Raw genomic sequence first — 2,324 nt, 5'->3', positions numbered from 1 at the left:
TCGGAGTACACGGTCCTGGCGATGGAGAGGGCCCGTTGGCCGTGCGCAACGTCGGCTTGGCCTGCGGTCTGACGCCGGCCGCCGATAATCCCGATACAGACATAGCCGAGGGCGACGATGCCGGCTGCTACGGAGCCGATGAGCACCACCCATATCTGATCCATGCAGAGGGACCTGCCATACGAGTCCGGCGGTGGAACTGGTCACCCCGCACTCCAACACATGCAGCACCGCCTGACGGCAACGGTTGACGGCAACGTGTATGCACGCTGCAGTACTCAGAAACCCGACCAGAGACACCCCGTCCGGACGGGAGGCGACTACGGACTGTTCGCTGAGCACCCCTCAGGAACTGTTGTCGGTCCGAGGAGGTTCGACGAGCTTGGCTACGTTGCGCGTGATCAGTTCCTCGCGGCAGGCGGAGGACAGCGCCGAGCGCAGAACTCGATGCGCTTCTTCGGCGGTTGCTGCGGTGGTTGGACAACATCTCAAGCCTGGGCGGAAGCTGAGTTAGACGAACTTGCGGGCCCGGGTGCCGTCCGGCTGGAGCACTAATGTCCTCGGTCCCTGAGTAGCGCACGGCATGCGGCCTACGGGGCCGGCCTCGAGCGTTGCGCGTAACGAGCGCTGACGGCAGCGTGACGGCAACGTCAGCGAACGCAGCGGCACACAGCGGTCAGTCACAGTCAACCGCAACGTGCGGTCGCGGGCACGGCTGACTCATCACGTCGTCCGATGTACTCGCCTGAAAAGCAGAGGGTCGGTTGTGCCCCACCCCGTTATGGCGCCCCATCCTCCCCTGGCACCTGCCGGACCACCACGCCTGTGCCCGGCAGGACGGTACCGTGCTCGCTACCGGGAGCGGGAAGTCTCCGGCAGCGCCAGGTCGGCGGCCTGCTCGGGGGTGGAAGCGGCGTTGCGGGCGTGTCCACCCGTGGACGGGAGCCGCTATCTCTGGAGAAGGGACTGGCGGAACCGGAGGACGCGGTGCCCGTGGCGTGGGACGCGTCTCGGCCGCGCCTGCGGGAGCGGTTCACCCGCAGGCAGTTGGCCATGCGGGCGGCCTGGGCAGTCGGCGGGCTGCTGATCGTCTACGCCGCCGTCGCGTTCCTGGCCAAGGGCATGTGGGTGGAGGCCTCTGTGCTCTGGGTTGGTCCGATCTTCTGGGTGATTGCGTGGGAGACCGCGCTCTCGACAGTCGAGTTCTGGTCAGTGAAAAAGCCGCACCGGGCCCGCCTGGTACCGGCACGCTATGTGCGAACCGAGCGCCGCGCGCAGCGCTTTGTGCAGGCCTATCGGCTGCGAACCGACGACAGCGAGGAGGTCCTCTGGCGCAGGGACAGCGGGGACTCCCCTGACCTGGCCGCGCTGCCGACCCGGCGTCTCTGGCTGGTGCCGGGCGAGAAGAAGGCAGATGCCGAGTCCACCGCAGGGTTCGTGTTCCTGCTGTTCTTCGGCCTCTTCCTGCTCTGCCTCAGCGTCGCCTTTGCGCTCGTGGGAGTAGCCGCAGCGGGGTTCTATCTGGTGGGCCCCTGGCTGATCTGAGCCAGACGCTCCGGCGCAGCTCAGCCGGTTGCCAGGTCAGCCGCGATCCGCATACGGCGTCTTCCGAACTGGTGATGTACAGCAGCAAGGTGCAGCAACCACCGCGCCCGCAGCCGCCCGCTACCAGCCTCGGCAGGCCGACGATGCCCCCGCAGACCACAACGGTTTCGGCCTATATCGCCCAGGCTTCAAAAATGCCCAACTCCTTCCCGATGAAGAGCGCTGCCGAAGTAGGAACCAGCAAGCAAATGCCGATGCCGCCAAGCACATATGGCGCCACTGGCGTCGCTTTCGGGAAGTGGCCATCGGGTCGACGCTTGCGCGCAATAGCGAAGCGCCGGATAAACAGAGCGGCACTCAACATGAGCAGGAACGCGCCGACAATCTGCAGCGCCATCAAGCCGCATTCAATAAGGAAAAGGACCAGGTACGAGAGCAGCACCCCCACGACTACCCTCACTTACTCGGATTTCGGCATTAATCAGAATCCGGTCGGCTTTCATTGCCGTCGGCTGCAACCACGCGCAAGGCGGACAATAGGATCATGGCCTGGACTGCGTCAACCAGTCTTGTGGCCCGCCGGCACAGCCGTCTCCGCCGTGCCGCCCGGTTGGCCGCACGGGGTGTGGCTATGGGACAGGCCGGTCACACCCGTCGCCGCGAGCGCGACGCATAGGAGTTGGATGGCCAGCCACCAGCCGCCGCGCAGGGTTTCGCCGTAGAGGGTGACCCCCAGGGTGAGGCTGACGAGGACGTCTCCGAGCGCGAGTGCCGGTTGG

The 2,324-nt window shown here is 66.0% G+C and carries 2 protein-coding genes and 2 pseudogenes; 1 reads left to right on the top strand and 3 read right to left on the bottom strand.

Annotated features, from left to right (window positions below):
- Positions 1 to 354: 354 nt before the first annotated feature.
- Positions 355 to 477, bottom strand: a pseudogene (locus tag VXC91_RS44640) (site-specific integrase); the annotation flags it as partial.
- A gap of 447 nt (positions 478 to 924) precedes the next feature.
- Here VXC91_RS44640 and VXC91_RS44635 point away from each other — a divergent pair.
- Positions 925 to 1,545 (top strand): hypothetical protein, encoded by a 621-nt coding sequence (locus tag VXC91_RS44635; RefSeq protein ID WP_329513054.1) that lies wholly within the window; start codon positions 925 to 927, stop codon positions 1,543 to 1,545.
- Positions 1,546 to 1,717: 172 nt separating this feature from the next.
- On the opposite strand, the gene VXC91_RS44630 is transcribed toward VXC91_RS44635, so the two are convergent.
- Both VXC91_RS44630 and VXC91_RS44625 read right to left on the bottom strand, forming a co-directional pair.
- Positions 1,718 to 1,993 carry a hypothetical protein gene (locus tag VXC91_RS44630; protein WP_329513053.1) on the bottom strand — a complete coding sequence of 92 codons (276 nt, stop codon included), beginning with the start codon at positions 1,991 to 1,993 and terminating at the stop codon, positions 1,718 to 1,720.
- Between the two features lie 111 nt (positions 1,994 to 2,104).
- Positions 2,105 to 2,324, bottom strand: a pseudogene (locus VXC91_RS44625) (DMT family transporter); the annotation flags it as partial.

The organism is Streptomyces chiangmaiensis, assembly GCF_036281785.1.
Classification (GTDB): Bacteria; Actinomycetota; Actinomycetes; order Streptomycetales; family Streptomycetaceae; genus Streptomyces; species Streptomyces chiangmaiensis.
This window is presented reverse-complemented; position numbering and strand designations above follow the sequence as displayed.